The sequence below is a fragment of the Cedecea sp. NFIX57 genome, assembly GCF_900177785.1.
Classification (GTDB): domain Bacteria; phylum Pseudomonadota; class Gammaproteobacteria; order Enterobacterales; family Enterobacteriaceae; genus Cedecea; species Cedecea neteri_C.
In genome coordinates this window covers 126,322-152,844 of the sequence record NZ_FXAS01000011.1, presented here as the reverse complement: position 1 = coordinate 152,844, position 26,523 = coordinate 126,322, and the positions used below count along the sequence as shown (strand labels likewise).

Genomic DNA, 26,523 nt, shown 5'->3' with positions numbered 1-26,523 from the left:
CACGAGAATTACTTCACGCGAGAAACGTATTCACCAGAACGGGTGTCAACTTTGATGACTTCGCCGATCTGAACGAACAACGGAACTTTAACCACAGCGCCGGTGCTCAGGGTTGCTGGCTTGCCGCCGGTCCCTGCAGTGTCGCCTTTCAGACCTGGATCGGTTTCAACGATTTCCAGCTCAACGAAGTTCGGTGGGGTAACGGAGATTGGCTGGCCGTTCCACAGGGTCACGATGCACTCAGCCTGGTCCAGCAGCCATTTAGCGTTTTCGCCAACGGCTTTTTCGTCCGCAGCCAGCTGCTCGAAGGTTTGGTTGTTCATGAAGTGGTAGAACTCACCGTCGTTGTACAGGTAAGTCAGGTTCATATCGACAACGTCAGCGCCTTCTGCAGAGTCGGTAGACTTGAAGGTTTTCTCAACGCGGGTACCGGTCAGCAGACGACGCAGCTTAACGCGCGCGAATGCCTGGCCTTTGCCCGGTTTTACGAATTCGCTGGCTTCAACCGCGTACGGTTCGCCATCCATCATGATTTTAAGACCGGCACGGAAATCGTTGCTAGAATAAGTCGCCATAAGGCCCTCTGAATTTGTTAACTGGTAGCTTAGCCAAAAAAATGGCACACATTGTAACCCTAAATCCCCCTCACAGAGAAGATTGGTTAGCGCAACTTGCCGATGTTATAACCGATCCTGATGAACTGCTGCACATTTTAAATGTAGCCGACGATGAAGAACTGCTCGCCGGGCGTGAAGCAAGGCGTCTTTTTGCTCTGCGCGTCCCTCGCGCTTTCGTCGCGCGGATGGAAAAAGGCAACCCTAACGACCCTCTGCTGCGCCAGGTTTTGACGGCAAAGCAGGAGTTCGTTGCCGCACCCGGTTTCACCACCGATCCGCTGGAAGAGCAGCACAGCGTCGTCCCTGGGCTGCTGCATAAGTACCGCAACCGCGCCTTGCTGCTGGTAAAAGGCGGCTGCGCCGTAAACTGCCGCTACTGTTTCCGGCGCCACTTCCCGTATGCCGACAACCAGGGCAATAAACGCAACTGGCAAACGGCGCTGGCGTATATCAGCGAACATCCTGAGCTGGACGAAATTATTTTCTCCGGCGGCGACCCGCTGATGGCCAAAGATCACGAGTTGGACTGGCTGATGAGCGAGCTGGAGGCCATTCCTCATATCAAGCGCCTGCGCATTCACAGCCGCCTGCCGATAGTTATCCCGGCGCGGATTACCGATGTGCTGGCAGCAAGAATCGCCCGCTCATCGCTTCAGGTGCTGCTGGTTAATCATATTAACCACGCCCAGGAAATTGGCGACGATTTCCGCTCGGCGATGGCGAAGCTACGCCAGGCGGGCGTCACGCTGCTGAATCAAAGCGTGTTGCTGCGCGGCGTGAACAACAGGGCGCAAACTCTGGCTGACCTAAGTAATGCACTATTTGATGCGGGCGTGATGCCGTATTACCTGCATGTGCTCGACCGAGTGCAGGGTGCGGCACACTTTATGGTGGAAGACGAAGAGGCCCGGGCGATTATGCGTGAGCTGCTGACGCTGGTTTCTGGCTATATGGTGCCGAAGCTGGCGAGAGAGATAGGCGGAGAGCCAAGTAAGACGCCGCTGGATTTGCAGCTACGGCAAAAGTGAGAGCGTAACGCCCTCACCCTAACCCTCTCCCCCAGGAGAGGGAACCGTTCAGTGCAGCCTGCAACTGTAGAAGAAGCCCCACAACTTTATCCCTTACCAGTGAGAGGGAACCCTCTGGCTTTCTTCCGTTTTTCTCCCTCTCCCTGAGGGAGAGGGCCGGGGTGAGGGTAATACTTACCGAATCAGTTCGGGCACTTATAAACCTGGCCGGTCATTTGGCTAGCCGTTGGCGCAAAGCTCGAGAGCAGCGTCTGGGTTGGGCTACTTACGCCGTACAGCACGTTGCCGCCCATCTCGGCCGCATTGTTACGCAGTGCGTTTGCCGCGCCGCGCATAGAACCGCCCTCATCACCGTGCTGGCCAGACAGCCAGTTGCTCTGTTCCCCGGTCGCGGTGCCTAATAAGCGGCATTCGTTACCTGGTTTGTCTTCAACAAAACGAACGCTCTGGCCGCCAGAGCTAAGCTGATTGCCCGTGCTACATCCTGCCAGCAGCAGCGCTGCCACAACCACTCCTGATGAGACTTTCATGCGCATGTTATTCCCCGTAATCAAGGTATTGAGCCGTTATTGCCCGGTAAGCACTTATACCAGAGTGTGAACAAAAGAAAAAACCCCCAGACATTTCTGACTGAGGGTTTCTTTAACACAAGGTGCTAAGGCGAATTACATCATGCCGCCCATGCCACCCATGCCGCCCATGCCACCAGCAGCGCCTAAGTCAGGAGCATCGCCTTTAGGCAAGTCGGTAACCATGCACTCGGTAGTGATCATCAGGCCCGCAACGGAAGCCGCGTACTGCAGAGCAGAACGAGTCACTTTGGTTGGGTCCAGGATACCGAAGTCGATCATGTTGCCGTATTCTTCGGTCGCAGCGTTGTAACCGTAGTTACCTTCGCCCGCTTTCACCGCGTTGGTAACAACGGATGGCTCTTCACCGGCGTTAGAAACGATCTGACGCAGAGGAGCTTCCATCGCGCGCAGCGCAACTTTGATACCCACGTTCTGGTCTTCGTTCTGAGCGGTCAGGCCAGCCAGTTTAGCGGCAACGCGAACCAGCGCTACACCACCACCGGCAACCACGCCTTCTTCAACCGCAGCACGGGTAGCGTGCAGGGCATCGTCGACGCGAGCTTTTTTCTCTTTCATTTCAACTTCGGTAGCAGCACCAACTTTGATTACCGCTACGCCGCCTGCCAGTTTCGCTACGCGTTCCTGCAGTTTTTCACGGTCGTAGTCAGAAGTGGCTTCTTCGATCTGCTTACGGATCTGACCAACGCGGCCCTGAATAGCGGCTTCTTCACCCACGCCATCGATGATGGTGGTGGTGTCTTTGTTGATCACAACACGTTTAGCCTGGCCAAGGTCTTCCAGGGTCGCTTTTTCCAGCTCCATACCGATCTCTTCAGAGATAACAGTACCGCCGGTCAGGGTAGCGATGTCCTGCAGCATAGCTTTACGGCGGTCGCCGAAGCCAGGTGCTTTAACCGCAGCCACTTTCACGATGCCACGCATGGTGTTAACCACCAGGGTAGCCAGTGCTTCGCCTTCAACATCTTCAGCGATGATAACCAGTGGTTTGCCTGCTTTCGCAACGGCTTCCAGCACTGGCAGCATTTCGCGGATGTTGGAGATTTTTTTGTCAGCCAGCAGGATGAACGGGCTTTCCAGCTCAACAGCGCCAGTTTCTGGCTTGTTGATGAAGTATGGGGACAGGTAGCCGCGGTCGAACTGCATACCTTCAACCACGTCCAGTTCGTCTTCCAGACCGGTACCGTCTTCAACGGTGATCACGCCTTCTTTACCGACTTTATCCATCGCTTCAGCGATCAGTTTACCTACGGTTTCGTCGGAGTTAGCGGAGATAGTACCCACCTGAGCAATCGCTTTAGAGTCAGAGCACGGCACGGACAGCGCTTTCAGCTCTTCAACAGCGGCAACAACGGCTTTATCGATACCGCGTTTCAGGTCCATTGGGTTCATGCCCGCAGCCACGGCTTTCAGACCTTCGGTGATGATAGCCTGAGCCAGTACGGTTGCGGTGGTGGTACCGTCGCCTGCAGCGTCGTTCGCTTTAGAGGCAACTTCTTTCACCATCTGTGCGCCCATGTTTTCGAACTTGTCTTCCAGCTCGATTTCACGCGCTACGGAAACGCCATCTTTAGTGATGGTCGGTGCACCGAAAGATTTATCCAGAACCACGTTACGGCCTTTGGGACCGAGGGTAACTTTCACTGCATCTGCCAGTACGTTAACGCCGCGCAGCATTTTTACACGAGCGTCGTTACCGAATTTTACGTCTTTAGCTGCCATTTCTTCTGTTCCTCAAATTCGTTCAGGTTCGTGCGTCAAATTACGCTTCAACAATTGCCAGGATGTCGCTTTCGGACATGATCAGCACTTCTTCGTTGTCGATTTTCTCGGACTTCACGCCGTAGCCATCGTTGAAGATAACGATGTCACCCACTTTCACGTCCAGCGGCTGCACGCTACCGTTTTCCAGGATGCGGCCTTTACCGACAGCGATGATCTCGCCACGAGTTGATTTGCCCGCTGCGGAGCCAGTCAGAACGATGCCGCCCGCAGATTTGGATTCAACTTCTTTACGCTTGACGATGACACGATCATGTAATGGACGAATGCTCATTGATAGCTCTCCTTTGAGAAAGTCAGTATCAGATAGTTAGGTAACGCCGTCCCACAGGGGTAATCGGCTGGTGACCTGATTAATGGGGATGCGCTTTCCCCCCTTCAAGGGGGGAAAACAAAAAAAACTAAAATTTAACGATCGTCCCGGTGCTGGTCGTCGAGGCGCTTTGGCGCGTCGTCTTTACGCTGAAACTCGCCGTCAAATGTATTGCCGCCTTCGCTACCGGCGCTAAAACCGCCGCCTGGCATACGGGAGAAGCGCAAATGCGGCATCAGCTTCAGCGTCAGATGCTTTTGCACCGGCGGTAACAGCAGCAGCAGGCCGAGGAAATCGGTAAAGAAGCCCGGCAGCAGCAGCAAAATACCGGCCATGATCAGCGAGACGCTTTTGATCATCTCCGCCGCAGGGCTTTCGCCGGCCGCCATCTTCTGCTGCATCAGCATCAAGTTTTTAAAACCCTGGTTACGCACCAGAGAGAGGCCAATCACCGAAGTGAAAATGACCAGAATCAGGGTCATAAAGACCCCCAGAACATGTGCCACCTGTATGAACAGCGAAATTTCGATGTAAACATAGAGGAAAACGGCAATAAGCGGGATCCAGCGCACTATACGCTCCTGTCATCGGGCGAGCCCGTTAATGGTCTCGCGAAAAATAGATTAGCAATTACGCGTAGGGGGGAGATGGCGACGCTGTAGACAAAGATCAATGTTTATTGCGTGAATTTTTTCTGGAAATTTTCAACTATTGACCTATATCACATATTAATAATTGTTATGCGTGGCGGCTTTTAATAAGTGATCCAGGTTACTGCTTTTCGCTATCATCAGCATATCATCACGTTAACGCGGTCGAATATGGACATAATCGTCGGCCTATTAAGCTCACAACCACATATCGTGTGTGTGAATAAAACAGTGCATTTATCTGCAGCTTTACTAAGAAGGTTCACATGTTAAATAACATTCGTATCGAAGAAGATTTGTTGGGTACCAGGGAAGTGCCAGCGGATGCCTACTACGGCGTTCATACTCTGAGAGCGATTGAAAACTTCTACATTAGCAACAGTAAAATCAGTGACATACCGGAATTTGTACGCGGCATGGTGATGGTGAAAAAAGCGGCGGCAATGGCGAACAAGGAACTGCAAACCATTCCTAAGAGCATCGCGAACACCATCATTCAGGCCTGTGATGAAGTCCTGAACAACGGCAAATGCATGGATCAGTTCCCGGTAGACGTCTACCAGGGTGGCGCCGGTACTTCCGTCAACATGAACACCAACGAAGTCCTCGCCAACATTGGTCTGGAACTGATGGGCCACCAGAAAGGTGAATACCAGTTCCTGAACCCGAACGACCACGTCAACAAATGCCAGTCGACTAACGACGCCTATCCAACCGGCTTCCGCATCGCAGTGTACGCCTCCATCGTAAAACTGATCGATGCCATCAACCAACTGGGCGAAGGTTTCCAGCGTAAAGCGGTTGAGTTTTCTGAGATCCTGAAAATGGGCCGCACCCAGCTTCAGGACGCCGTGCCAATGACCCTCGGCCAGGAATTCCACGCGTTCAACGTGCTGCTGACTGAAGAGACCAAAAACCTGCTGCGCACCGCTGAACTGCTGCTGGAAGTGAACCTTGGCGCCACCGCCATCGGTACCCGCCTCAACACGCCAGATGGCTACCAGCAGCTGGCCGTACAGAAACTGGCGGAAGTCAGCGGCCTGGCCTGTGTGCCGGCGGAAGACCTGATTGAAGCGACCTCCGACTGCGGCGCATACGTTATGGTGCACAGCTCCCTGAAGCGCCTCGCTGTGAAAATGTCCAAAATCTGTAACGACCTGCGTCTGCTCTCTTCCGGCCCGCGCGCTGGCCTGAACGAAATCAACCTGCCAGAACTGCAGGCGGGTTCTTCCATCATGCCGGCCAAAGTGAACCCGGTTGTCCCGGAAGTGGTGAATCAGGTTTGCTTCAAAGTCATCGGCAACGACACCACGGTGACCATGGCCTCTGAAGCAGGTCAGCTGCAGCTGAACGTGATGGAGCCGGTGATTGGCCAGGCGATGTTCGAATCTATTCATATTCTGACCAACGCCTGCTACAACCTGCTGGAAAAATGCATTAACGGCATCACCGCGAATAAAGAAGTGTGTGAGAGCTACGTGTACAACTCCATCGGCATCGTGACCTATCTGAACCCGTTCATTGGCCACCACAACGGCGACATCGTCGGCAAGATCTGTGCGGAAACCGGCAAGAGCGTGCGCGAAGTCGTGCTGGAGCGCGGCCTGCTGACCGAAGCCGAGCTGGACGATATCTTCTCCGTCCACAACCTGATGCACCCGGTCTACAAAGCTAAGCGCTATACCGATGAAAGCGAACAATAATTCATCTACCTAAACGCCAAAAGGCACGTCCAGTCGGACGTGCCTTTTTCATTTTAACGGTATACGAAAACACAACATTTCATTTTCATCTCATTAAAACATCAAGGAAGCGACCATGATAGTCATCGAGCTCATCATCGTGTTAGCAGCGATTTTTCTGGGGGCAAGGCTTGGCGGGATAGGCATTGGGTACGCCGGTGGATTGGGGGTTTTGGTTCTCGCGGCGATAGGCGTAAAACCTGGCAGCATCCCCTTCGACGTTATTTCGATCATTATGGCGGTCATCGCGGCTATCTCGGCGATGCAAATCGCCGGCGGTCTGGATTACCTCGTTCACCAAACCGAGAAACTGCTACGCAAGAATCCTAAATACATCACTATTCTTGCGCCCATTGTGACCTGGTTTTTGACCATTTTCGCCGGCACCGGCAACATCTCGCTGGCCACGCTGCCGGTGATTGCCGAAGTCGCCAAAGAACAAGGCATCAAGCCCTGCCGTCCGCTCTCAACGGCGGTGGTTTCAGCCCAGATAGCCATCACCGCGTCGCCAATTTCCGCCGCAGTGGTTTACATGTCGTCAGTGATGGAAGGCCACGGCGTCAGTTACATTCAGTTGCTATCAGTTGTTATCCCCTCAACGCTGCTGGCCGTGCTGGTGATGTCATTCCTGGTCTCTATTCTGTTCGACTCAAAGCTGTCCAACGATCCGGTTTACCTCAAACGCCTGGAAGAAGGCCTGATCGAGCTGCGCGGCGACAAGCAAATCGAGCTTAAGCCTCGCGCCAAAACCTCCGTATTCCTCTTCCTGCTCGGCGTGGTGGGCGTGGTTATCTATGCCATCGTCAACAGCCCAAGCCTTGGCCTTGTCGCCACGCCGCTGATGAATACCACCAATGCGATCCTGATTATTATGCTGTCGGTCGCCACCCTGACCACCGTGATTTGTGGTGTGGAAACCGAAAGTATTCTTAGCTCCAGCACCTTCAAAGCAGGGATGAGCGCCTGTATTTGTATTCTCGGCGTAGCCTGGCTGGGCGATACCTTCGTTTCCGCAAACATTGACTGGATCAAAGAGACTGCAGGCAGCGTGATTCAGGGCCACCCTTGGCTGCTGGCAGTAATTTTCTTCTTTGCCTCCGCGCTGCTTTACTCCCAGGCCGCTACGGCCAAAGCGCTGATGCCGATGGCGCTGGCGCTCAGCGTCTCGCCATTAACCGCCGTGGCTTCTTTCGCCGCCGTCTCCGGCCTGTTTATTCTGCCAACCTATCCAACGCTGGTCGCCGCGGTGCAGATGGACGATACCGGCACAACCCGCATCGGCAAATTTGTCTTCAACCATCCATTCTTTATTCCCGGCACAATGGGCGTGGTGCTGGCGGTCTGCTTCGGCTTCGTGTTCGGCAGCATAATGCTGTAAATCTCTTCAAAGGCGGGCTGTTATTCGGCCCGTCTTCTCCTCCCCGTGCTATAGTCGATGCCGTTTCCTCCCCTAATGAGGTTTGCGATGTCGATGACCCAGGCTGTCGTTGTACTCTGTACCGCCCCGGATGAAGCCAGCGCGCAGGATCTGGCCGCGAAAGTGCTGGCGGAAAAACTTGCCGCCTGCGTGACGCTGCTCCCGGGCGCGACGTCGCTCTATTATTGGGAAGGAAAGCTGGAGCAGGAGTACGAAGTCCAAATGCTGCTCAAGAGCGACGTGGAACACCAGGAGGCGCTGCTTGCCTGCCTGAAAACCCACCACCCTTATCAAACGCCTGAACTACTGGTTCTGCCAGTTGCACACGGAAACAGTGAATATCTCTCATGGCTTTACGCATCATTACGCTAGTCCTGCTGCTTTTCAGTTCGCAGGTCTTCGCCGGGCTGTTTGACGCCCAAAATAAAACCCAATTTGTTCCGGTTGATCAGGCCTTTGCCTTTGACTTCCAGCAGGCTGAGCACAAGCTGACGCTCAACTGGCAGATAAAACCCGGCTATTACCTCTACCGCCAGCAGATAAAAGTGGTGCCAACCAGCGCGGACATTGCGCCCCTGACTATTCCTAAAGGCACCTCGCATGAGGATGAGTTCTACGGCAAAACCGAGATCTTCACCCAACAGCTGAATCTGCCGATTACGGTTAACTCCGCCGATAAAGGCTCGTCCGTCAGCGTCACCTACCAAGGCTGCGCCGAAGCCGGGTTCTGTTATCCGCCGGAAACACGCGTTGTGCCGCTGAGTGCTATTGCTGCGTCGGCTAACGATGCCAGTGTGTCTTCCTCCCTTTCCCCTTCAAGGGATGAGGCCAATATTTCTTCCTCCCTCTCCCCTTCCGGGGAGAGGGTCGGGGTGAGGGGTGCAGACAACTCCGCCCCCGCATCGCTCCCCTTCTCCGCGCTGTGGGCCTTCCTGATCGGCATCGGCATCGCCTTCACGCCCTGCGTACTGCCGATGTACCCGCTCATCTCCGGCATCGTGCTGGGCGGTAAACAACGCCTGTCCACCGCCCGGGCGCTGCTGCTGGCCTTCGTTTACGTCCAGGGTATGGCGCTGACCTACACCGCACTCGGCCTGGTCGTTGCCGCCGCGGGGCTTCAGTTCCAGGCGGCGCTACAGCATCCGTATGTGTTGATTGGCCTGTCGGCGCTCTTTATCCTGCTCGCTGTCTCGATGTTCGGTCTGTTCACGCTGCAGCTGCCGTCGTCGCTGCAAACGCGCCTGGCGCTGATGAGCAACCGCCAGCAGGGCGGCTCAGCGGGTGGCGTCTTTGCTATGGGCGCGCTGGCCGGTCTGATCTGCTCGCCGTGCACCACCGCGCCACTTAGCGCCATCCTGCTGTACATCGCGCAAAGCGGAAATATGTGGCTCGGCGGCGGCACGCTTTACCTTTACGCGCTGGGCATGGGCCTGCCGCTAATCCTGATCACCGTCTTCGGTAATCGCCTGCTGCCGAAAAGCGGGCCTTGGATGGAAAGCGTCAAAACCGCCTTTGGCTTTGTGATTCTGGCGTTGCCGGTCTTCCTGCTGGAACGAGTGCTGGGCGACACCTGGGGGCTGAGGCTTTGGAGTCTGCTGGGCGTCGCCTTCTTTGGTTGGGCATTTATCACCAGTCTGGCGGCGAAGAAGCCCTGGCTACGCGTGCTGCAAATCCTCCTGCTGGGTGCCGCGCTGGTCGCCGCTCGCCCACTGCAGGACTGGGCTTTTGGCTCTCCCGCATCCGCTGAGGCTCTCCCTCACCTCAGCTTTAACAAAATAGCCAACGTTGAGCAGCTCGATGCGGCGCTAGCCGGGGCGAAAGGCAAACCAGTGATGCTCGATTTGTACGCCGACTGGTGCGTGGCGTGTAAAGAGTTTGAGAAATACACCTTTAGCGATCCGCAGGTACAAAAAGCGCTGTCTGGCGCCGTTTTACTCCAGGCCGATGTCACGGCAAATAACGCCGACGACAAAGCTCTGCTGAAGCATTTACAGCTGCTTGGCCTGCCAACCATTTTATTCTTTGATGCTAACGGCGTTGAACAACCGGCAGACCGCGTAACGGGCTTTATGGACGCCACCACGTTCAGCGAGCATTTGCGCAATCGCAGCCAGTAAACAACACTTGATCCGTTGGGAAACGTAAGGAGAAGACCGTGCAACGCGAAGAAGTTTTAGAGCACGCCCTGCATGTCCTTGAACGTGAAGGCATTGCCAGCACGACGCTGGAGATGGTGGCGAAAGAAGCCGATTACCCGATCGCTGAGGTTCGCCAGTTCTGGCCCGACAGCGAAGCCCTGCTGTACGACGCCCTGCGCTATTTAAGTGCGCAGGTGGATGTCTGGCGCCGCCAGCTGATGCTGGACGAAGAATTAACGCCGGAGCAAAAGCTGCTTAAGCGCTACCACGCCCTGACCGAATGCGTGAGCAACCAGCGCTATCCTGGCTGCCTGTTTATTGCCGCCTGTACCTTCTATCCAGATGCCGCACACCCGATTCACCAGCTAGCGGACCAGCAGAAGAAAGCGGCCTGGGAGTACACTCACGAGTTGCTCACACAAATGGAAGTGGACGACCCAACGATGGTCGCGCACCAAATGGAGCTAGTGCTGGAAGGCTGCCTGAGCAAACTATTGGTGAAGCGAAGTCAGGCTGATATCGACACGGCCAGAACCCTCGCGGAAGATATTCTGCGCTTTGCGCTGTGCCGCACCGGCGGGGCATTAACCTGAATTTGCTGCCTTTGACTGAAAAGCAGGCAATCAGCATAGTTTTAGGTAATTTTTATGACAAAGCCGTTGACGCCTGGCGGCCTTTACGGTTTAATGCGGCCCGTTGCCCGGATAGCTCAGTCGGTAGAGCAGGGGATTGAAAATCCCCGTGTCCTTGGTTCGATTCCGAGTCCGGGCACCACTATTTAGAAGAACCAGCCTACGGGCTGGTTTTTTGCTTTTGGGGAAGTGAACTCTTTATCGAATTGAATGATTATTCGACTGCATCAACATCGCCCTCTCCCAACCACTTTTCCAGAGCCAAATAAAAACTACAGCGCTAATCTGCACTAATTTCTAAACGAGGTTCTGGCCTGTATTTTTGAGGAAAGCAGGGACTGGTGGCTCTTGAGAACCCAAGAACGGAATCTACTGAAGCCAAAAATTCAGCGTGATCAGGCCGCAGGTCAGCAGCGCGGTGAGGATTAATTCGAAACTGTAGCGTCGCAACATTATCTGAACTCCAGAAAGAAACACCCGGCAAGCCGGGTGTTTGTGTTAACGCTTAAAGCTAACGGGTAGCCCCGTTGAACTTATGCTGCTGGCTTAACGGCTGGTTTTGCAGCAGCTTTGTGATGTTTTTTCACGTGTTTCTTAGCAGCCTGCGCTTTCTGGGCAACAGGTTTTACTGCTTTTTTGTGATGCTTTTTAGCAGCCTGAGCCTTCTGTGCCGCTGGTTTTACTGCTTTTTTGTGGTGCTTTTTAGCAGCCTGCGCTTTCTGTGCAGCTGGTTTTACTGCTTTTTTGTGGTGCTTTTTAGCAGCCTGAGCTTTCTGCTCGGTGGCTGGCTTAGCGGCTTTTTTGTGTTTCTTTTTAGCGGCCTGAGCTTTCTGAGCGGCAGCTTTTTTGTGTTTCTTATGATGCGTTACTTTTGCAGCTGGAGCTTTAGCAGCAGGAGCAGCGGCGGTGGTTGCCGGCGCAGCAGCAGGTGCAGTAGCGGTAGTGTCAGCAGCGAAAGCGGCAGAAGACAGACCCATAGCAGCGGCAACAACCAGAGCTAATACTTTTTTCATTTCGACATCCTCGAATTTGTTTTCGTGTTTACCCCACTGCGGGGCCGTTGAAATGAACTATAGGCGTGTGGAACAAACTCTTCAGTGAGTGATTGGTATCGGCGTGTAATGAAATGTACAAAGTCAAATTGGGCGATTAGCGATCGCATCATGCCGCCTCTTTCCGGCAACACGGCCGTTCACCGCTATGCTAGATTGGCTGACAAACAGACTTCCCCCTACAGGAGCAAAGCATGGCCGCATACTGGATTGCCCACGTCACCGTTCACGACCCTAAGCAGTATCAAAACTATATCGATTTATCTCCGGCGGCCTTTACGCGTTACAACGCCCGCTTTTTGGCGAGAGGCGGTAAAGCGGAAGTTGTAGAGGGTTATGCGGCTTTCACCCGGCATGTCGTCATTGAGTTCGCCGACATGGAAACGGCGCTGGCCTGCTACCACTCACCGGAATACCAGCGCGCTCGTCAGGAAAGGGCCAACGTCGCAGAAGCGATGATCTCTATTGTGGAAGGCCTGCCTGGCTGAGTCTTGCGAACCCAGCCCAGGCTGGGTTTTTAGCCGTTATTTTCTGAAACGCCCCGGTAAACCATCAGGTTGTTACGCTTTTCACCGGGGCGATTATCCTCCCAGAAAAAAACCATTCCCTTCGGCGCGGGCTGCAGTTTGTCGCCAAGCACAATCAGCCAGAGGCATCGCTCGGGCTTGCTGAAGGTTTTTTGTGGCTGGTGCAGGACCCCGGCAAAGTAATAGAGCATCGGCGCTTCCGACTCCCCCAGCCGGTAAGAAGCCATGCAATCATTCGGCAAGTACTGCCCCGCCAGATGGCTTTTGAGATCCTTAAATACCCCTTCATAGCCTTTACTGTAGTCGAACCAGCCCACCATCAATGTGAATGCCACGCTCCAGACAACGGTCACGCCTAATCCCCAACTGAATGCTGCCCGCAACGCCGGGTTAAGCGCCGCAGATAAACGCCCCCGGCAAATCCACAGCGCGGTGACGACCAGGGCAAACACAAACGGCGGCCAGGATAAATGCAGCTTGTAGCTCGCCGGCAGCCAGCGCTCAAGCGGAGCCAGCCAGCCTTTTGGATCGCCCCCCACCTTAAGCAGATAAATGCCCCAAACCACGGCAAGCGAAGCTGACCATAGCCCGACAGCAAAACAGGAGAAATAACGCAGCACTTTCTCTTTTATTACGGGCAGAAGCTGAGAGCCCAATATAGCCATGGGTGCAACAAAGGGCATTAAATATAAAGCACGACTGGTGGCCGACATCTGCAGAATAATAACACCTAGCAACGAGAAAAACGTAATCGCATACTCATCCTGATTTCTCAACCGCTGAAGTGGGTGACGAAGAAAATAGAGCGTCGCCAAAATGCCAGCTGGGAGCGCAAAAAGTGCAATAGCCTCAGGCACTCGCATCAGGTTTGCTTTGGCACCAAGCTTAGCAACGGAAAAACCAAGGAAACGGCCAATATTATTTTCCCAAAACCACGCCATAAAAAAATCGGGGTGTTTACTGTAAAGCAGAACCGGCCAGGGAAGAATAAAAATAAGTGCAACCAAACCTGAGAGAATAACCGGATACCAAAACGCTTTAGTCCGACATTGTGTGAAAAAGAAAGCGCTTAAAAATAAAGTTATCCATAACACGCCAGGAACAAATACGCCTTTGGATAACATCGCTGCTATCGTGCCCAGGCCAAGCCATACCGCCGAGGCGGCCACTTTTTCCTGGCGAATCAACCCGACAATGCCATACAACGCCACGGTTGCGCCTGCGGTGAGCGCGGTATCGCTGAACATATCATGGCTATGGCGCAGGATGCCTGGGGCGCTGATATAAACGGCAAAAGCCAGCCAGATACGGTAATCAGCCAGGCTTTCACTGCGGAACACTCTTTTCGCCAACAGAATAAAGAAGGAAAAATTGATAATTGAAAACAAAAGCGTCGCGCTTCGGGCAGCGTCATGGAGCGGCATCACGCCAGAGAATAAATGTGCCATCAGCGTTGCCGTCCAGTAATAAAGCGGCGGCTTTTCCATAAACGGCTCACCAGCATTCACAGGCACTAACCAATTTCCCGTTTCATACATGGTTTGAATCACGCCAAAGGTATAGTTTTCATCCTGCTTCCACGGCGTATGGCTATATATTCCCGGTAGCAGGTAAATAATAAGAAAAATAATAAATAAAAGGAGTATTTTTCCATCCCTGCGCTGCAACATATAAACATCACTCCTTTACATGATTTGGCTTATTGTTTCTGGTTGTGTGTCGTCGGACACACGTTCGGGATAATAGATTCTCCCCGCCACAGGACATTACAAAGCGCCAACGCAATGGAAAATAAACGGCATTTGTCTTTTCAGACTCACCGCATTTTTTTTATGAGTTCGTTGAGGAAATAAACAGGTTAGCAACATAAAAACGGTACGTCCTGCCGTCGGGCACAGAAAGTTACCCCCTCTTTTACTGACGCCCCCTTTCCCTTTGACCAAAATCAAAGTTGCATCTGGTTAGCAGGTTAAACGGTGGATATGTACGCCACTCCTGGATATAAAGGCGAACGATAATAAATATCATTAACGTTCTCAAGGATGGGTTTATGCCAGGGAAATGTGAAGCCTACGCGACCTTTTCAGCCGTACCTCTGTTTATTGCCGGTGCTTTTGCCACTCCTGATTCCGCTTTTGCACAGCCAAACGCCGCACCCGATGACACCATTATCGTCAGCGCCAGCCGCACGGAAACCAACCTCTGGAACAGCCCGGTTACCGTTCAGGTGGTTGACAGTAAAGCGCTGGAAAACTCCACCAGCGTCTCCATTGCAGACGACCTCAAAGATATTCCCGGGGTAGAGGTCACCGATAATGCGCTCGCGGGGCGCAAGCAAATCCGCATCCGGGGAGAAGCTTCATCGCGCGTGTTGATTCTGATTGATGGTCAGCAAGTCACTTACCAACGCGCCGGGCAGGACTACGGCGCGGGGCTGCTGGTGGATGAATCGGCTCTGGAACGTATCGAAGTCATTAAAGGCCCCTATTCCGTGCTCTACGGCTCACAGGCCATTGGCGGCGTGGTGAATTTCATCACCAAAAAAAGTGGGGATACGCCGCTGGGCGGGCTGGTCAAAGCAACCTGGAACTCCGCCACCGCAGGCTGGGAGGAATCCGCCGCCGCCTGGGGCAGCATCGGCCAGTTCGACTATCGCATCAACGGCAGCTACTCAGACCAGGGCAACAGAAAAACCCCGGACGGGCGGTTGGATAACACGCACTTCCGTAATAACGGCCAGGGGCTGTGGCTGGGCTACAGCTTTGATCGGCAGAAAATTGGCCTGTCTCTCGACCGCTACCGCCTAGCCACACAAACCTGGTATAACGATCCAGATCAGCAGTTTGACGCCTTTAGTGTCAGGATCCCGAAGATGACTCGGGAAAAAATCGGGCTGTTTTACGACATTGATGTCGATGGCAATTACCTGAAAAAAATCCACCTGGATGCTTACAGCCAGACCGTTGAACGTCGTTTTGAAAACGAAGTCGCGACCACACAACCGATTCCTTCCCCGGCCATTCAGGCGCTAAGCGTAAAAAATCAGACCCAGACCAACGACAAGCAGTACACCCAGGGCGTCACGCTGCAAACAAACTTCTCCCTGCCCGCCGGGAACGACCTGGTGCTTGGGGCGCAGTATCAGCACGACAAGGTAGACCAGAGCGGCAGCGGCCACACGCGGCAGACGGCTAAAACCGGAGTCTTTGATATTGAAACCCGCACCCAATCGCAGGATAAATCGGAACAAAGTAATACCTCACTGTTTGCGCAGAACGCGTGGCATCTGGCCGATGACTGGACATGGACAGCAGGCGCCCGCCAGTACTGGCTCTCCTCCAGACTCATTAATAGCAGCACGCAAACAACCGAAGGCGGCGTCACAACTCACACCGCAACCGGCAACAAATCCGCCAGCGATAGCCAGTTTGTGGCGGCGACCAGCCTGAATTACTCCGGGTTTAAAGATATCGAGCTACGCGCGGCCTTTGCTCAAGGTTACGTCTTCCCGACGCTGGTGCAGCAGTTTATGCAGACTTCCGCCGGTGGCGGCGTGACTTACGGCAACCCTGATCTGCGCCCGGAACACTCCAACAACTACGAAATCGGCGCCCGCTACAAGGGCAACCTGTGGCTGATTGACGGCACGATCTACTACTCCGAAGCCAAAGATTACGTCGCATCACGAGCCTGCGAAGGGCAAGCACTTTGCCAGGGGAACAGCAGCAGTTCCCGGGCCAACTACCGCTTTTACGACAACATCAACCGCGCCAAAACCTACGGCATCGAGCTGAGCGCGGAGTACAACGGTTGGGCCATCTCCCCTTACCTGAGCGGCAATCTCCTGCGCCGACAGTATGAAAGCGACTCGCTGAAAACCTGGGATACCGGCGAGCCTGCCGTCAATGGCCGCTTCGGGGTCAGGCATACGCTGATGCTCAACGCCATGAATATCACCTCCGACGCCTTCATCCGCGCGGCTTCCCGCGCCAAAGAAAACACCGGCGACGGTGAAAGACGCTACCCCGGCTGGGCCACGTTAAACCTGGCCGTCAACGCCGAGTTTGGTGACAACGACCAGTACCTGGTCAACCTGGCGCTGAACAACCTGGCCAACAAACGCTACCAAACCGCCCACGAATCTATCCCGGAAGCGGGCTTCAACACGGCCCTCGGCTTTGGGTGGAAATTCTGATGAATAGACGTATTTTTGCCGCGCTACTGGCGCTGACCACTTCTTTTTCCAGCCAGGCCAGCGAGCGCCTGGTCGTCGCTGGCGGCTCCCTGAGCGAACTAGTTTATGCCCTCGACGCGGGCGGCCAGGTCGTTGGCGTGGATGAAACCACCACCTGGCCGCCGGAAACGGAAAAGCTGCCGCACATCGGCTCCTGGATGCAGCTCAGCAGCGAATCCATCTTGTCTCTGCGGCCCGAGCGCTTCATTACCTGGCAGGACGCCGGGCCGCAAATCGTCATCGGGCAGTTGCAAAAGACAAAGGTGAATGTCCTGCAGCTCCCGCGAGTACCTGCCACCGTCGAGCAGATGTACGCCAACATTCAAACCCTGGCGATGACCCTACAGCGCCAGCCGCAGGGAGAAGCGTTGATTGCTAGCCTTAAACAGCGGCTGGAGGAGATAGCCAAAAGTAATGCGCTCAAGCCACGCCCCGTCAAAGCGATGTTTATTCTCTCCGCGGGCGGCAGCGTGCCGCAGGTTGCCGGCGAGGGCAGCGTGGCCGACATAATCCTGACCATGGCCGGAGCCAAAAACATCGCCCGGCATCGTCAATACCAGAGCTACAGCACCGAGGCGATGATCGCCGCCAACCCCGAAGTCATCGTTGCTACAACGCAAATGACCCAGGGCAACCCCGAAGCGCTGAAAGCTATTCCCGGGATCGCCCACACCTCCGCCTGGAAGAACAAGCGGATTGTCATTATCGATCAGGCTTTGATTCTGGGCATGGGCCCGCGCGTCGCAGAGGCCGTGGAGCTGCTGCATCACCAGTTTTGGCCTGAGTCCGGCCAGAGCGATTAAAGATTACGTTGAAATGAGCGATGTTGAACATGAAACCTGAATTGGATCTCCAGGCGCACTTTGCGCTCCCCGGCGGGCAACCCTTTAAAGACAGGCACGCCACCATGCCCTGGCGCGGCGCAATGCCCATCGCCAAAGACCAGCTGGAGCACACCTGGCAGCAGGTGATTGCCAGCCCAACGCCTCCTGGCAAAAGGCTGGTTTATCTCCATATTCCCTTCTGCGCAACGCACTGTACCTTCTGCGGCTTTTACCAGAATCGCTATGAGGCGGACCACTGCGAACGCTACACCGACGCGCTGCTCAGGGAAATCGAGCTGGAGGCCAGCAGCCCGCTGCACCAGTCGGCCCCCATTCACGCCATCTACTTTGGCGGCGGTACGCCTTCGGCGCTGTCAGCCAAAGATTTAGCGCGAATCATTACCGCCCTGCGCCGCAGCCTGCCGCTGGCCCCGGACTGCGAAATCACCATTGAAGGTCGGGTGCTGAATTTTGACAATGAGCGTATCGACGCCTGCCTCGACGCCGGTGCCAACCGCTTCTCCATCGGCATTCAGTCGTTTAACAGTAAAATCCGCAAAAAAATGGCGCGCACCTCCGACGGCCCCACCGCCCGACGCTTTATGGAAAACCTCTGCAAACGCGATCGTGCCGCCGTAGTCTGCGATCTGCTGTTTGGCCTGCCCGGGCAAGATCAAAAGCTGTGGGCCGAAGACCTGGTTATCGCGCGAGATATTGGCCTCGACGGGGTCGATCTGTATGCCCTGAATTTGCTGCCGCAAACGCCGTTGGGTAAAGCAGTGGAAAACGGGCGCGTTACGCTGCCTTCCCCGGCCGAACGCAGAGATTTGTACCTACAAGGCTGCGACTTTATGGACAGCGCAGGCTGGCGCTGTATCAGCAACAGTCACTGGGCGCGCACCACGCGGGAACGCAACCTTTATAACCTGCTGATTAAACAAGGGGCTGACTGCCTGGCCTTTGGCTCCGGCGCGGGCGGCTCGGTTAACGGTTACTCCTGGATGGTTGAACGCAATCTGGAAACCTGGCACACCGCCGTTGCCGCCGGAAAAAAACCGCTGATGATGATGACCCGCACCACTGATCCAGGCTACCGCTGGCGGCATCGCCTGCAGGCCGGCATTGAAACCGCCCGCGTGCCCCTCGACGAGTTAACCGCCGATGCGCATCTGCTCCAGCCGCTGCTGACCCAATGGCACGAATCCGGCCTGACCCGGGATGACTCAACCTGCCTGCGCCTGACCGACGAAGGCCGCTTCTGGGCCAGCAATATCTTCCAGTCGCTGCAGACGCTGGTTGCCGCCCTCAATACCCCAATAACAACGGACAAAAAACCACAAGGAGCAACGCTATGACTTCCGTTTCCCTCGCCGATTACTTAAAAACCCAGCCGGACGGCACGCTGGAATCTATTGCCGCACAATATAATGTCACCCTGCTGGATGTTGTCTCCCAGCTCCCCGCCCAGGCGCTGGTTAGCGGCGAGCTGTTCGACACCGTCTGGGATACCGTTGTCGAATGGGGCAGCGTCACCACACTGGTACACACTACTGACCTGATTATTGAATTCTCCGGCGAACTGCCTTCGGGCTTCCACCGCCACGGCTATTTCAACCTGCGCGGCAAAAAAGGCATGACGGGGCATATCAAAGCGGCCAACTGCGCCCACATCGCTTTGGTGGAACGCAAGTTTATGGGGATGGACACCGCCTCAATTCTGTTCTTCAATCAGGCGGGCAGCGCGATGCTGAAAATCTTCATCGGGCGCGACGATCATCGCCAGCTACTGGCAGACCAGCTTGCGGCTTTTCGTGCGCTGGCAGAGAAACTTAAGGGAAATATTGCATGACGCCATGGTTAATTTTTGGGGCCGGAGGCAAAGGCGTGGGCGCGCTAACCGCGAAGCTGGCGCTGGCAGAAAATCGCAGCGTTGTTGCGCTGGTGCGTAACGAAGAGTCCGCCGCAAAACTGCGCGAGGCGGGTGCTCAGGTGATTATCGGTGACGCCTGTAATGCAGACGCTGTCGCAGAAGCCTGTCGCCTTGCGGGCAAGGATGCAACCGTCATCTCGACGATGGGCGGTTCACAAGATTACCTGGCGCATCGCACGGTTATCGACTGCGCCGAAAAAGCCGGGATCTCACGCATGGTGCTGGTCACCTCTTTAGGCTGTGGGGAAAGCTGGGCTTACTTGTCCGATCGCGCAAAAGCGGGCTTCGGCCAGGCAGTGCGGGAAAAATCTCTCGCCGAAAGCTGGCTGCAAACCAGCACGCTTGACTTTGCTATTGTGCGCCCCGGCGGCCTGCTTCACGGCGAGCCAACCGGTAAAGCTGTGCTAAGCCAGGCTCCCGAAATACACGGCATGGTGATGCGGGCCGATGTCGCCGCGCACGTCGCAGAGCTGGCAAAATCCGCCCACCTGAACGGCCAGGTTTATGGCCTGGTTGAACCAGGGCTAAAACCGGCCTGATGCTTCTTATTTATCTCGCCTCGCCTCTTTTGGCGGGGTGATCTTTTAACAATAAAACATTATTATCATTCCGTTCTAACTTTATTATTTGCAATGGAAATGTCTCTTGTGCAGAAAAATATTCAAAAGCTGCTGAATAGCACGGCAATGCTTCACGAGGGCTATCGGCAGGCAAAAATTCGATATGCCAGTCAGGTAGCGCCGGACTTCAAATTATTTCAATTTTTTAACATAAATGAAAACACATTATCCCGCTGCCTAGCCTATCTTCTGGATCCTCAGGAAGATCATTCTCAAGGGGATCTCTTTCTTTCGAATTTCTATAATTCAATAGGACTCACTGAAAGTATATCCATTAATAAATCAACTCAGGTTTTTACTGAATACACTATACTAAACCAAAGAAGAATAGACATATACATCGCCAGCAAAGAGATTCTTATAGGCGTAGAAAACAAACCCTGGGCTGCCGACCAAATAGACCAGCTCTATGATTATTCAAACTGGCTAGCAAATGAAGCCAAGAAAAAAAACAGCGGTTGGTTAATGGTTTATCTTTGTAACAATGAGATCAATGACTTCACACTTCGCCCTGAAACATCCCAGGATCTCAGAAGAAACATTATACAATTCACTTTTTATCAGTTAGCAGAATGGCTTGCTGCCTGCGCTCCACATATTAAAGCACCACAGGTTCGCTGTTTTGTTGATGCGCTAATACAATTTACCCGTGAAGATATAAATGGAGAGACAAACGTGGATTTTGAAAAAGAACTAACAGAGAACGTAATAGCCTCTCCACAGAATCTTAATGCGGCATTTCTTATCGCTCAAAGCATGAGAAAAGTAAAAGAACAACTTTGGATTGACTTCCTATCTTATTTAAAAAAAGAACTTCAACCTAAAGGCATTACCCTTGATTATAATAACCAACTTCTTACGGGAAGTAAGGAAGCTGATTTTCATTTTTACTTTTCAGGGGAAGATGATTTCACCCTGTGCTGGCAATTTGAGAAACCAAACTATTGCGGTTTCTGTTGGGGAATAAGCAGTTCAGATATCATGTCCAAAAAGAACCAGCGCCTCTATTTCCCTCTTATTTCTGAAGCGATGAATGATATATACCCTGAGCTGGAAGCTCACACCCAAAAAGAAGGATGGTGGCCATGGTGGACCTATACCGACGAAAGCATGCATGTGCCACGTAACTGGGGCATGGATCCAGACGCATGGTCCCTCCTGGTCGAACGAGGAGAAGGCAGTTTTGCTCAGTCAGTCATCAACATCGTGACTAAGGTTCAGGCCGAGATAAATTTAAATCTCTTTAGCGTATCGGCGTAGCCTGTAACGCCGCGCCGGGCTTTCGCTTTTCTGGCGGTATAGCCCGGCAGGCTCTTCCCTCTTGCTACACTTCAAGATAGTTTCATCAGATAACTAACCTGAGAAGAAGGCAGATCACGCGATGTCCGAACACAGCTACCAGCCCCCAAAAGTCTGGACCTGGAACAAGACCGAAGCCGGTCAGTTCTCCAGCATCAACCGCCCGATTTCCGGCCCAACCCACGAAAAAACGCTACCAATCGGCAAACACCCGCTGCAGCTTTACTCCCTCGGCACGCCGAACGGGCAGAAAGTCACGATTCTGCTCGAAGAGCTGCTGGCGCTGGGCATCAGCGGAGCTGAGTACGACGCGCACCTGATTCGCATCGGTGAAGGCGATCAGTTCTCCAGCGGTTTTGTGGAAGTAAACCCGAACTCCAAGATCCCGGCGCTGTTTGACCACTCCGTCACGCCGCCGCTGCGCGTATTTGAGTCCGGCAACATCCTGCTTTACCTCGCAGAAAAATTCGGCCACTTCCTGCCGAAAGACATCGCCGGGCGCACCGAAACGCTGAACTGGCTGTTCTGGCTGCAAGGTTCCGCCCCTTACCTGGGCGGCGGCTTCGGGCACTTCTACCACTATGCGCCGGTCAAAATTGAGTACGCCATCAACCGCTTCGCAATGGAAACCAAGCGTCAGTTGGACGTGCTTGATAAACAGCTGGAGAAACATCGCTTTATCGCCGGAGATGAATACACGATCGCCGATATTGCCATCTTTACCTGGTACGGTGCGCTGGCGAAAGGCGGCCTGTACGAATCCTCCGAGTTCCTCGACATAGCCTCCTACAAACACTTTGGCAGCTGGGCCGATGAAGTGGCTAACCGCCCGGCGGTGAAGCGTGGCCGCATCGTGAACCGCACCTGGGGCGATGTGCAGCTGGCCGAGCGCCACGATGCTTCAGATTTTGATGCATTAGGGTTGTAGCTCTTTCACGTTAAAACGGATCCTTAGTCAGAAATACCCACGATGATGGAAGGTCGGCTAAGGTTCCGTTCACTTCTAGCCCAGTTTTATATGCCGCTACCGAACATGTGAACGTCTCAGGGGAGTCACCGTCACTCCCCCGAGACCCCGGACTCCCGGCGAAATAAATCGACCGCTGAAGCGGCAGACCTCCGTTTTATCTCCCAGTCCTGGGTCGGCTGAGAGAAAACGGAGGCGATTTAAGCCGGAACCGTGCCTCGCTTTATGTTCAGCACTGGTTTAAACCGCAACATCGCTGTTGGTTTTTTACCCTCACCCTAACCCTCTCCCTGGAAGGGAGAGGGAATAAACAATGTTTCCCGCAGCTTTTGTTTTCTCCCTCTCCCCTTTGGGGAGAGGGCTGGGGTGAGGGGAAAATGTGTCCCCGGCTCTCATCGCCCCCGGCTATGACCTAACTGGCGTAATCCCCCGGACACGTTCACCGTGCTCTGAATGTGCAGGGAAAATAGATCTGTGGGTGAACGGAACCTTAGCCAATCCAGCATAGACAGAAGAGTCTTGTCATTAAAATCCCCCGGAGTTACCCCTCTCTTTAAATCACACAAATGATAATAATTTGCATTTAATTATAGCAACAGCTATGTTTTATAGCACTTGCTATAAACGCTGAATCTATAATCACTCGTGAGGGAAGACGATGCCCGGGAAACTGAAGTTAACGCAAAGTATTGTCGCTGCCGCCGCCGCGCTGGCGATGCTATTGGGTACCGCTCAGGCGCAGGCCAAATTTAAGGCGATCACCACCTTTACTATCATCGCCGATATGGCGCAGAACGTGGCCGGCGACGCGGCCGACGTGGAGTCCATCACCAAGCCCGGCGCGGAAATTCACGAATATCAGCCGACGCCGGGGGACATTCGTCGGGCGCAGGGTGCTCAGCTAATTTTGACCAACGGACTGAATCTGGAACTCTGGTTCGCGAAGTTTTATCAACATCTGAAAGGCGTGCCCGAAGTTGTCGTCACCACCGGCATTCAGCCCACGGGCATCACCGAAGGCCCTTATAACGGCAAACCAAACCCTCACGCATGGATGTCGCCGCAAAATGCGCTGATCTACGTCGATAATATCCGGGATGCATTCGTCAAATACGATCCGGACAACGCCGCGACCTATACGCGAAACGCCGAAGCCTATAAACAGAAAATTCAGCAGACCATCGAGCCGCTTCGCAACGAACTGGCAAAAATTCCGGCGGATAAACGCTGGCTGGTCACCAGCGAAGGCGCTTTTTCCTACCTGGCCAACGACTTTGGCCTGAAGGAACTCTACCTGTGGCCGATCAACGCCGACCAGCAGGGCACCCCGCAGCAGGTGCGCAAAGTGATCGACAGCATTCGAAAATACCAGATCCCGACGATCTTCAGCGAAAGCACCATCTCCGACAAACCTGCTCGCCAGGCAGCGCGGGAGTCTGGCGCACATTATGGCGGCGTGCTTTATGTCGATTCTTTGAGTGCCGCAGACGGCCCGGTACCCACCTACCTTGACCTGCTGCGCGTCACCACCAGCACTATCGTGAACGGCATCAATGCAGGGCTGAAAAAATGAGTCGTCGTCCCGGCATAGTCGTTCAGGACGCCAGCGTCACCTATCGCAATGGCCACACCGCGCTGCGGGCGGCCAGCTTTGAAATCCCGACCGGCACCATTGCGGCGCTGGTGGGCGTCAACGGTTCCGGGAAATCAACGCTGTTTAAAGCGATCATGGGCTTTGTGCGCCTGGCCAACGGCAGCATCTCGATTCTGGATATGCCCACGAAAAAAGCACTGCGCCACAATCTGGTGGCCTATGTGCCGCAGTCCGAGGATGTGGACTGGACGTTCCCGGTGCTGGTGGAAGACGTGGTAATGATGGGCCGCTTTGGCCATATGGGGATGCTGCGAATTCCCAGCAAAGCTGACAAACTGGCGGTAGACAACGCCCTTGCCCGCGTCGGCATGAGTGATTTCCGCAAGCGCCAAATCGGCGAACTGTCCGGCGGCCAGAAAAAACGCGTATTTCTCGCCCGGGCGATTGCCCAGGACGGCCAGGTTATTCTGCTGGACGAACCGTTTACCGGCGTGGACGTGAAAACGGAAGAGCAGATCATCGCCCTGCTGCGCGAGCTGCGGGACGAAGGCCGCACGATGCTGGTCTCAACCCACAACCTCGGCGCCGTCACCGACTATTGCGACTATACCGTGCTGGTGAAAGGTACCGTGCTGGCCTGCGGCCCGACCGACGTCACCTTTACCCAGGCCAACCTGGAGCTGGCGTTCAGCGGCGTGCTGCGCCACGTCACCTTAACAGGGAAAGAAACCAGCGTCCTCACCGACGACGAAAGGCCGTTTATCCACGGCGCGGCGTTAAAAGGGGAGCCTTAATGTCCGTCCTGCTCGAACCGTTTAGCTATGGCTACATGTTTAACGCCATCTGGGTATCAGCGCTGGTCGGCGGCGTGTGCGCGTTCCTCTCATGCTACCTGATGCTGAAAGGCTGGTCGCTGATCGGCGATGCCCTTTCCCACTCCATCGTGCCCGGCGTCGCTGGGGCCTATATGCTTGGTCTGCCGTTTTCCATCGGTGCATTTTTCTCCGGCGGCCTCGCCGCAGGCACCATGCTGTTTTTAAACCAGCGCACACGCCTGCGCGAAGACACCATCATTGGCCTTATTTTTTCGTCATTCTTTGGCCTCGGGCTGTTTATGGTTTCGCTCAACCCGACGTCGGTAAACATCCAGACCATCGTGCTCGGCAATATTCTCGCCATCGCCCCGTCGGATATCGTGCAACTGGCAATTATCGGCTTTGTCTCGCTGGCGATTCTGCTGTTGAAGTGGAAAGACCTGATGGTGACCTTCTTCGACGAAAACCACGCGCGTTCCATTGGTCTTAACCCGCTGTGGCTCAAAGGATTGTTCTTCACCCTGCTGTCGGCCACCACCGTAGCGGCGCTGCAAACCGTTGGTGCGTTTCTGGTGATTTGCATGGTGGTCACGCCGGGTGCAACGGCTTATCTGTTGACGGATCGTTTCCCAAAATTACTGATTATTTCCGTCACGTTAGGGACTTTTACCAGCGCATTCGGCACCTGGATAAGCTATTTCCTCGACGGTGCCACCGGCGGCATTATCGTGGTGCTGCAAACGCTTATTTTCCTGCTGACCTTCGTGTTTGCCCCCAAACACGGCCTGCTGGCTAACCGTCGGCGCGCGCGCCTGAGCCTGGAGCAAACGCCATGAGCCTGATAGATACTCTGCTTTCTCCCTTCCAGTTTGGCTTTATGATCAACGCCCTGACCATGACCACGCTGGTTGCCATTCCGTGTGCGCTGCTCTCCTGCTTCCTGGTGCTAAAAGGCTGGGCGCTGATGGGCGATGCTATGAGCCACGCGGTCTTCCCCGGCGTGGTGATCGCCTGGATGGTCGGCCTGCCGCTGGGCCTCGGCGCGTTCGTAGCCGGGCTGTTTTGCGCCTTTGCCACCGGCTACCTCCAGGACAACAGCCGCATCAAGCGCGACACGGTGATGGGCATCGTTTTCTCCGGCATGTTTGGCGCGGGCCTCGTGCTCTACGTCTACCTGAAGCCAGATATCCATCTCGACCACATTCTGTTCGGCGATATGCTGGGCGTCAGCGGCAGTGATATTCTGCAAACGGGCGCTATCGTGCTGCTAACAGTGATTGTTGTAGGGCTAAAATGGCGTGACTTGCTGCTGCATGCCTTCGATCCGATTCAGGCCCAGGTCTCCGGCCTGAACGTTAAGCTGCTGAACTATGGCCTGCTCTGCCTGGTCTCGCTGACCATCGTCGCGGCGCTGAAGGCGGTGGGGATTATCCTCGCGATTTCCCTGCTTATCGCACCTGGCGCTATCGCTTCGCTGCTGACCCGCACCTTTAAAGGCATGATGCTGGTCGCGCTTGGGCAGGCCATCGTGACGTCATTTCTTGGCGTCTATCTTTCCTTCTTTATCGACAGCGCCCCCGCGCCGACCATCGTTGTGCTTTCTGCCCTGGTCTTCATCGCCGCCTTTATTCGGGCCACGATCAAGCAACGGCGTATGGAAGCGATTAGCGAGCCATTCTGAATCCGCGTGAAGCGACCCTGGCAACGGTTTTATGGTACAAAGTACCTTCTCTTTTTTGCACAAGTACCAGG

At 54.5% G+C, this 26,523-nt stretch carries 25 protein-coding genes and 1 tRNA gene; 19 read left to right on the top strand and 7 right to left on the bottom strand.

The window, feature by feature from the left end; all coding sequences use genetic code 11:
* Positions 1-8 precede the first annotated feature (8 nt).
* On the bottom strand, positions 9-575 hold the full coding sequence (gene efp, locus B9Y90_RS11835; RefSeq protein ID WP_008453764.1) for an elongation factor P: 567 nt from the start codon (positions 573-575) through the stop codon (positions 9-11).
* A 41-nt stretch (positions 576-616) separates the two neighbouring features.
* Here efp and epmB point away from each other — a divergent pair, with 41 nt between their 5' ends.
* On the top strand, positions 617-1,645 hold the full coding sequence (gene epmB / locus B9Y90_RS11830) for an EF-P beta-lysylation protein EpmB (protein ID WP_085541337.1): 1,029 nt from the start codon (positions 617-619) through the stop codon (positions 1,643-1,645).
* A gap of 182 nt (positions 1,646-1,827) precedes the next feature.
* On the opposite strand, the gene B9Y90_RS11825 is transcribed toward epmB, so the two are convergent.
* The 4 genes from B9Y90_RS11825 to B9Y90_RS11810 all read right to left on the bottom strand — a co-directional run bounded on the left by B9Y90_RS11825 (position 1,828) and on the right by B9Y90_RS11810 (position 4,902).
* Complete coding sequence (locus B9Y90_RS11825; RefSeq protein ID WP_039289510.1) at positions 1,828-2,181, bottom strand: DUF4156 domain-containing protein; 354 nt, start codon at positions 2,179-2,181, stop codon at positions 1,828-1,830.
* A gap of 129 nt (positions 2,182-2,310) precedes the next feature.
* Entirely contained in the window at positions 2,311-3,957 is a 1,647-nt protein-coding gene (groL, locus tag B9Y90_RS11820; protein WP_008453770.1) for a chaperonin GroEL, read from the bottom strand.
* Between the two features lie 40 nt (positions 3,958-3,997).
* The gene (locus B9Y90_RS11815; RefSeq protein ID WP_008453772.1) at positions 3,998-4,291 is read right to left on the bottom strand and encodes a co-chaperone GroES; all 294 of its coding nucleotides are present in this window, start codon (positions 4,289-4,291) and stop codon (positions 3,998-4,000) included.
* 134 nt (positions 4,292-4,425) lie between these two features.
* Positions 4,426-4,902, bottom strand: a complete 477-nt coding sequence (locus tag B9Y90_RS11810) for an FxsA family protein (RefSeq protein ID WP_008453773.1) — start codon at positions 4,900-4,902, stop codon at positions 4,426-4,428.
* 344 nt (positions 4,903-5,246) lie between these two features.
* Here B9Y90_RS11810 and aspA point away from each other — a divergent pair, with 344 nt between their 5' ends.
* The 6 genes from aspA to B9Y90_RS11780 all read left to right on the top strand — a co-directional run bounded on the left by aspA (position 5,247) and on the right by B9Y90_RS11780 (position 11,051).
* On the top strand, positions 5,247-6,683 hold the full coding sequence (gene aspA / locus B9Y90_RS11805) for an aspartate ammonia-lyase (protein ID WP_008453774.1): 1,437 nt from the start codon (positions 5,247-5,249) through the stop codon (positions 6,681-6,683).
* A 115-nt stretch (positions 6,684-6,798) separates the two neighbouring features.
* Complete coding sequence (locus B9Y90_RS11800; protein WP_085541336.1) at positions 6,799-8,100, top strand: anaerobic C4-dicarboxylate transporter; 1,302 nt, start codon at positions 6,799-6,801, stop codon at positions 8,098-8,100.
* An 87-nt stretch (positions 8,101-8,187) separates the two neighbouring features.
* Positions 8,188-8,511, top strand: coding sequence for a divalent cation tolerance protein CutA (cutA, locus tag B9Y90_RS11795; protein ID WP_039289498.1), 324 nt, complete (start codon positions 8,188-8,190; stop codon positions 8,509-8,511).
* Complete coding sequence (locus tag B9Y90_RS11790; RefSeq protein WP_085541335.1) at positions 8,487-10,256, top strand: protein-disulfide reductase DsbD; 1,770 nt, start codon at positions 8,487-8,489, stop codon at positions 10,254-10,256. Before cutA ends, B9Y90_RS11790 begins: the two co-directional genes overlap by 25 nt.
* A gap of 38 nt (positions 10,257-10,294) precedes the next feature.
* Positions 10,295-10,870 carry a transcriptional regulator gene (locus B9Y90_RS11785; protein WP_039289493.1) on the top strand — a complete coding sequence of 192 codons (576 nt, stop codon included), beginning with the start codon at positions 10,295-10,297 and terminating at the stop codon, positions 10,868-10,870.
* 105 nt (positions 10,871-10,975) lie between these two features.
* Positions 10,976-11,051 (top strand) — tRNA-Phe (locus tag B9Y90_RS11780).
* 391 nt (positions 11,052-11,442) lie between these two features.
* On the opposite strand, the gene asr is transcribed toward B9Y90_RS11780, so the two are convergent.
* Positions 11,443-11,922 (bottom strand): acid resistance repetitive basic protein Asr, encoded by a 480-nt coding sequence (gene asr, locus B9Y90_RS11775; RefSeq protein ID WP_071842699.1) that lies wholly within the window; start codon positions 11,920-11,922, stop codon positions 11,443-11,445.
* Between the two features lie 233 nt (positions 11,923-12,155).
* Between asr and B9Y90_RS11770 the strand changes: the two genes are divergently transcribed.
* Positions 12,156-12,449, top strand: a complete 294-nt coding sequence (locus tag B9Y90_RS11770; protein WP_085541334.1) for a DUF1330 domain-containing protein — start codon at positions 12,156-12,158, stop codon at positions 12,447-12,449.
* A 29-nt stretch (positions 12,450-12,478) separates the two neighbouring features.
* On the opposite strand, the gene B9Y90_RS11765 is transcribed toward B9Y90_RS11770, so the two are convergent.
* The gene (locus B9Y90_RS11765; RefSeq protein WP_085541333.1) at positions 12,479-14,158 is read right to left on the bottom strand and encodes an ArnT family glycosyltransferase; all 1,680 of its coding nucleotides are present in this window, start codon (positions 14,156-14,158) and stop codon (positions 12,479-12,481) included.
* A gap of 380 nt (positions 14,159-14,538) precedes the next feature.
* Here B9Y90_RS11765 and B9Y90_RS11760 point away from each other — a divergent pair, with 380 nt between their 5' ends.
* The 11 genes from B9Y90_RS11760 (at position 14,539) to B9Y90_RS11710 (ending at position 26,452) form a co-directional block, all read left to right on the top strand.
* Complete coding sequence (locus B9Y90_RS11760) at positions 14,539-16,683, top strand: TonB-dependent receptor plug domain-containing protein (RefSeq protein WP_085541332.1); 2,145 nt, start codon at positions 14,539-14,541, stop codon at positions 16,681-16,683.
* A complete protein-coding gene (locus B9Y90_RS11755; protein WP_085541331.1) occupies positions 16,683-17,525 on the top strand; it encodes a heme/hemin ABC transporter substrate-binding protein in 843 nt (280 codons plus the stop codon). The genes B9Y90_RS11760 and B9Y90_RS11755 overlap by 1 nt, the downstream gene beginning before the upstream one ends.
* 29 nt (positions 17,526-17,554) lie before the next feature.
* Positions 17,555-18,901, top strand: coding sequence for a heme anaerobic degradation radical SAM methyltransferase ChuW/HutW (gene hutW, locus B9Y90_RS11750; RefSeq protein ID WP_085541351.1), 1,347 nt, complete (start codon positions 17,555-17,557; stop codon positions 18,899-18,901).
* The gene (hutX, locus tag B9Y90_RS11745; RefSeq protein ID WP_085541330.1) at positions 18,898-19,395 is read left to right on the top strand and encodes a heme utilization cystosolic carrier protein HutX; all 498 of its coding nucleotides are present in this window, start codon (positions 18,898-18,900) and stop codon (positions 19,393-19,395) included. Before hutW ends, hutX begins: the two co-directional genes overlap by 4 nt.
* Positions 19,392-20,015 (top strand): SDR family oxidoreductase, encoded by a 624-nt coding sequence (locus B9Y90_RS11740; RefSeq protein ID WP_085541329.1) that lies wholly within the window; start codon positions 19,392-19,394, stop codon positions 20,013-20,015. Before hutX ends, B9Y90_RS11740 begins: the two co-directional genes overlap by 4 nt.
* Positions 20,016-20,123: 108 nt before the next feature.
* Positions 20,124-21,356 carry a PDDEXK-like family protein gene (locus B9Y90_RS11735; RefSeq protein WP_176227863.1) on the top strand — a complete coding sequence of 411 codons (1,233 nt, stop codon included), beginning with the start codon at positions 20,124-20,126 and terminating at the stop codon, positions 21,354-21,356.
* Between the two features lie 121 nt (positions 21,357-21,477).
* Positions 21,478-22,323: a glutathione-dependent disulfide-bond oxidoreductase gene (yghU, locus tag B9Y90_RS11730; RefSeq protein WP_085541327.1), complete on the top strand. Its 846-nt coding sequence runs from the start codon at positions 21,478-21,480 to the stop codon at positions 22,321-22,323.
* Between the two features lie 697 nt (positions 22,324-23,020).
* Complete coding sequence (locus B9Y90_RS11725) at positions 23,021-23,935, top strand: metal ABC transporter substrate-binding protein (RefSeq protein WP_085541326.1); 915 nt, start codon at positions 23,021-23,023, stop codon at positions 23,933-23,935.
* Positions 23,932-24,750, top strand: a complete 819-nt coding sequence (locus tag B9Y90_RS11720) for a manganese/iron ABC transporter ATP-binding protein (RefSeq protein WP_085541325.1) — start codon at positions 23,932-23,934, stop codon at positions 24,748-24,750. Before B9Y90_RS11725 ends, B9Y90_RS11720 begins: the two co-directional genes overlap by 4 nt.
* Positions 24,750-25,607, top strand: coding sequence for an iron/manganese ABC transporter permease subunit SitC (gene sitC / locus B9Y90_RS11715; protein ID WP_008453328.1), 858 nt, complete (start codon positions 24,750-24,752; stop codon positions 25,605-25,607). Before B9Y90_RS11720 ends, sitC begins: the two co-directional genes overlap by 1 nt.
* Positions 25,604-26,452, top strand: a complete 849-nt coding sequence (locus B9Y90_RS11710) for a metal ABC transporter permease (RefSeq protein WP_039289459.1) — start codon at positions 25,604-25,606, stop codon at positions 26,450-26,452. The genes sitC and B9Y90_RS11710 overlap by 4 nt, the downstream gene beginning before the upstream one ends.
* Positions 26,453-26,523: the final 71 nt, after the last annotated feature.